Origin of the sequence: Immundisolibacter sp. (assembly GCF_028696615.1) — a bacterium.
In the GTDB taxonomy this organism is placed as follows: domain Bacteria; phylum Pseudomonadota; class Gammaproteobacteria; order Immundisolibacterales; family Immundisolibacteraceae; genus Immundisolibacter.
Map to the genome: position 1 here is coordinate 1 of NZ_JAQVGQ010000075.1, position 4810 is coordinate 4810.

The window sequence follows — 4810 nt, forward strand, 5'->3', positions numbered from 1 at the left end:
CAGCTTGCCGCGCGCGCTGTGCTTGGCCTTGGCGTGTTCGGGGCCGCCCTGCGCGTACTGCGCGAGCTTGGCGCGCAGGTCCGCCACCAGCGCGCGGTTGTGTTCGGCGTTGGCGGCGAACTCGGCCGTGGCGGGGTTCAGCTTGCTGTCCAGTACCGGCACGCGGGTCTCCTTCGTCGTTCGACTGGGCGGGACAACGCCTTGGACGAACCTCCCCGCTCGCTGCGTCGCCGCACAGGCCCGCGACGCGCTCGGGTCAGTCCGCCGCCACGCGCAGCAGGATTTTGCCGCGCGTGTGCTGCGTGGCGCTCATCTGGTGCGCGCGGGCGGCGTCTTCCAGCGGCAGCACGGCGGCGATGTGCGGCCGGATGCGCCCCTGCACCGCGAGTGCAGCGATCTTTTCGAGCTGCGCGCCGTCGGCGCGGGCGATCAGAATGCGCGACTCGACGCCGCCGATGCGCATGTCCGCCTCGGTCGCCTCCGGGCTCAGCAGCACGATGCGCGTGCCGGCATGCACCAGCGGCGCACAGCCCTGCAGCGACGGCCCGGCGAAGGCGGCGAAGATGACGTCCACCTTGGGAAAGCGCTTTGCGATGTCGGCCGCGAAATCGGGCGCGTGGTAGTCCACTACCAAATCGGCACCCAGTCCGCGCACGTAATCGTGGTTGGCGACGCTGGCGCTGGCGATCACCGTCGCCCCGGCATCGTGCGCCATCTGCACCGCGATGCTGCCGACGCCGCCGGCCGCGCCGGTGATCAGCACCACTTCCCCGGGCTTCAGATCGGCAAGCTCGAACAGGCCCTGCCAGGCGGTGTGGCCCGCGACGGGCAGCGCCGCGGCCTGCTCGAAGCTGAGCGGCGGCGGCTTGTGAGCGAGCTTGGCGGCTTCCACCGGCACGAACTGCGCGTACCCGCCCCAGTGCATGTGGCGCTGTTGCAGAAAGCCGAACACGGCCTCGCCAGGCGCGAAGCCCGTGACTGCCGCGCCGACCGCCGCCACTACGCCCGACACCTCGCGGCCGAGGATGATCGGGAACTCGTAGGGCACGAACTGCCTGAGCTGGCCATTGCGGATGCGCCAGTCGATGGGGTTGACGCCCGCCACGCGCACCGCGACCAGCACCTGATCGTCGGCGATCGGCGGCGTGGGGCGATCGGCCAGGTGCAGCCGCTCGGGGCCGCCGAAGTCATCGATGACAATGGCTTTCACAGGGGGGTGTTTCGGGGGTTGGGGCTGCGCGAGCGTGTGCGGAAAACCGCCCGGCGTCTCGCCGGGCGGATGGCATGGACGCTTACAGCAACTCCACCGCCAGCGCCGTGGCCTCGCCGCCGGCAAGACAAATGCCGGCCACGCCGTACCTGCCGCCGCGCCGGCGCAGCGCGTTCAGCAGCGTCACCACGATGCGCGCGCCCGACGCGCCGACCGGGTGCCCCAGCGCGCAGGCGCCGCCCAGCACGTTCATCTTGTCGTGCGGGATGCGCAGCTCCTGCATCACCGTCATCGGCACCACGGCGAAGGCTTCGTTCACCTCGTACAGGTCGGGCGTGTCGGCGCTCCAGCCGAGCTTGCGCAGCAGCAGCTCGATGGCGCCGACCGGCGCGGTGGTGAACCAGGCCGGGTCCTGGGCGTGGGTGGCGTGGCCGAGCACGCGGGCGAGCGGTTTCAGGTTCCGGCGGGCGGCCTCCTCCTCGCTCATCAGCACCAGCGCGGCGGCTCCGTCGGAAATCGACGACGAATTGGCGGCGGTGACCGTGCCGTCCTTCTTGAAGGCGGGCTTCAAGGTCGGAATCTTGTCGAGCTTGGCGGTCAGCGGCTGCTCGTCCTTGTCGCAGATCACCTCGCCGGTCTTGGTCTTGACCGTCACCGGCACGATCTCGGTGGCCGAATCGCCCTCCAGCGTGGCGCGCTGGGCGCGCTTGAGCGACTCGACGGCGTAGGCGTCCTGCGCCTCGCGAGAGAAGCCGTGCTTCTCGGCGCAGCGCTCGGCGAACGCGCCCATCAGCAGGCCCTCGCGCACGTCCTGCAGACCATCGCAGAACATGTGGTCCAGCACCTCGCTGTGACCCATGCGCAGGCCCTGGCGCACCTTCGGCAGGATGTAAGGCGCGTTGGTCATGGACTCCATGCCGCCGGCCAGCGCCACCTTCACGTCGCCGCAGCGGATCTGGTCCACGGCGTACATGATGGCCTTCATGGCCGAGCCGCACATCTTGTTGACGGTGGTCACCGGCACGCCGAGCGCGAGGCCTGCCTTGAGCACCGCCTGGCGGCCGGGCGCCTGGCCCTGGCCGGCCGGCAGCACACAGCCGATGTGCGCGTCCTCGATCTGCGCGCCCTCGACGCCGGCGTCGGCCACCGCCGCGGCGATGGCGGCGGCGCCCAGATCACTCGCCGTGAGGCTCGCGAACTGACCCTGAAAGCTGCCGAGCGCGGTGCGGCGGGCGGCGACGATGACAACGCCGTTGCTCATGGCGGTGGTTACTCCTGCGAGTGAAAGTGAGCGCGAAGCGCCGGCGTGGCCGGCGCGCACGCTTGGGGCAGGGATGCCCCAACGCCCATCGAGGACAGCCGTCCTCGATGGGCGGAGCCCGTCGCGGGCGTGTACCGCGACGCGGCGAGTCGAAAAATTCCAGGGACGGAATTTTTCGACATGTTCAACCGGTCTGCTCGAACAGCTCGCGGCCGATCAGCATGCGCCGGATCTCGTTGGTGCCGGCGCCGATGTCGTACAGCTTGGCGTCGCGCAGCAGGCGGCCGGTGGGGTAATCGTTGATGTAGCCGTTGCCGCCGAGGCTCTGGATGGCCTCCAGCGCCACGCGCACGGCGCACTCGGACGCGTACAGCAGGCAGGCGGCGGCGTCCTTGCGCGACGGCCGCCCTTCGTCGATGGCCTGCGCCACCCGATAGCTGAAGGCGCGCGCCGACTGCAGCGCCACGTACATGTCGGCGAGCTTGCCCTGCATCAGCTCGAAGGTGCCGATGGCCTGCCCGAACTGCCGGCGCTCGTGCACGTAGGGCAGCACCACGTCCATGGCGGCTTGCATGATACCGAGCGGCCCGCCGCTCAAGGTCACGCGCTCGGAATCGAGGCCGCGCATCAGCACGCGCACGCCCTGATTGACCTCGCCCAGCACGTTCTCGGCCGGGATTTCGCAGTCCTGGAACACCAGCTCGCAGGTGTTGCTGCCGCGCATGCCGAGCTTGTCGAGCTTCTGGGCGGTGGAAAAGCCCGGCATGCCCTTCTCGACGATGAAGGCGGTGATGCTGCGCGAGCCCTTGGCCGGATCGTCGGTGCGCATGTAGACGATCAGCACATCGGCGTCGGGGCCGTTGGTGATCCACATCTTGTTGCCGTTGGCGATCCACTTATCGCCGCGCGGTACGGCCGTGCAGCGCATGGAGCCGACCACATCGGAGCCGGCGCCGGGCTCGGACATGGCGAGCGCGCCGATGTGTTCACCCGAGCACAGCTTTGGCAGGTATTTCCTGCGCTGCTCGTCGGTGCCGTTCAGGTACAGGTTGTTCACGCACAGGTTCGAGTGCGCGCCGTAGGACAGCGCCACCGACGCGCTGGCGCGTGACAGTTCCTCGATCGCCACCAGGTGCGCAAGATAGCCCATGCCGCTGCCGCCGAACTGCTCCGGCACCGTCATGCCGAGCAGGCCAAGCTCGCCCAGACGCGGCCACAGCTGCATCGGGAAGGCGTTGCTGCGGTCGATCTCGTCGGCGAGCGGCGCCACCTCGTCCTGCGCAAACCGCGCCACGGTGTCACGCAGCAGGTCGAGCTCCTCGCCCAGATGCACGTCGAATGCCACCGCCTAGACTCCCGCCGGGATTGAGTTCGAACGCTTGGTCAATTGCCGAATACTACCACCCGCTACCTGCCTTCAAGGCGCTGCAACCGGCGTGCTAGAGTCCATCGCCTACCCGTTTTGGACCCGGAGGACATGTCTGATGAAGCTCAAAGCCGCCCTGTTCTGCTCCGCCGCCGTGCTGTTCGGCGCCGCTGCGAGTGCCGCCGAGCCGACGCCAGCCGAGCGCGCCGTCGGTTACCGTCAGGGCGTGTTCCACGCCATCGCCTGGAACTTCGGCCCCATGGCCGGCATGGTCAAGGGCGAAATTCCCTTCGACGCCAAGGCGTTCGCACTGCGTGCCGAGCGGGTGGCGTTTCTGAGCACGCTGCCGCTGGAGGGCTTCATCCCCAACAGCCGCGTCGGCAAGACCGACGCCAAGCCGGAAATCTGGGAAAACATGGACGACTTCCGCGCCAAGATGCAGACCTTCGAAACCGAGGCCGGCAAGCTGGCCGAGGTTGCCAAGACCGCCTCGAGCGTCGATGCGGTCAAGGCGCAGTTCGGCAAGGTCGGGCAGGCCTGCAAGGACTGTCACGACAAGTACAAGGAAGACTGAGAGCCTGTGAATTTTTCAAGCGCTCAGGCCGGCCAGGGATGGCCGGCCGCGAATCGAGCCCTTGAGGGCTTGATTCGCGGGAGCCCGTCCGGGCGTGTACCGGACGGGCGACGCAAGAAATGCGCAGGACGCGCATTTCTTCACAAACTCTGAAGAACCGCTGGTTTATTCAGCGTTTTCCGTCTGGGCGTCGCGCGGGCGTGTACCGCGCGACAAGGCTGTTGCAGAAAAAACCGGCCGCCCTCAAGGGGTGGCCGGTTTTTTTTTGTCACCTGGATGGCTTCAGGGATTCGGCGCCGCCGCCGGCTGGCAGCTCTCGCTCGCCGTGATGTTGGCGCGGTTCGCTTCGACCGTCTTGGCGCCGATGCCTTTGACGTTGGCCAGTTCGTCCGCGCTCTT

4 protein-coding genes are annotated in these 4810 nt (G+C 68.4%); 1 reads left to right on the forward strand and 3 read right to left on the reverse strand.

What is annotated here, in order from left to right:
- Nucleotides 1-256: 256 nt before the first annotated feature.
- The 3 genes from PHC73_RS06700 to PHC73_RS06710 form a co-directional block, all read right to left on the reverse strand.
- Nucleotides 257-1210, reverse strand: a complete 954-nt coding sequence (locus tag PHC73_RS06700) for an NADP-dependent oxidoreductase (RefSeq protein WP_300125992.1) — start codon at nt 1208-1210, stop codon at nt 257-259.
- Nucleotides 1211-1292: 82 nt separating this feature from the next.
- The gene (locus PHC73_RS06705; protein WP_300125995.1) at nt 1293-2471 is read right to left on the reverse strand and encodes an acetyl-CoA C-acyltransferase; all 1179 of its coding nucleotides are present in this window, start codon (nt 2469-2471) and stop codon (nt 1293-1295) included.
- A gap of 184 nt (nt 2472-2655) precedes the next feature.
- Nucleotides 2656-3816 carry an isovaleryl-CoA dehydrogenase gene (locus PHC73_RS06710; protein ID WP_300125998.1) on the reverse strand — a complete coding sequence of 387 codons (1161 nt, stop codon included), beginning with the start codon at nt 3814-3816 and terminating at the stop codon, nt 2656-2658.
- A gap of 139 nt (nt 3817-3955) precedes the next feature.
- On the opposite strand from PHC73_RS06710, the gene PHC73_RS06715 reads away from it, so the two are divergent.
- Complete coding sequence (locus PHC73_RS06715) at nt 3956-4411, forward strand: cytochrome c (protein WP_300126000.1); 456 nt, start codon at nt 3956-3958, stop codon at nt 4409-4411.
- Nucleotides 4412-4810: the final 399 nt, after the last annotated feature.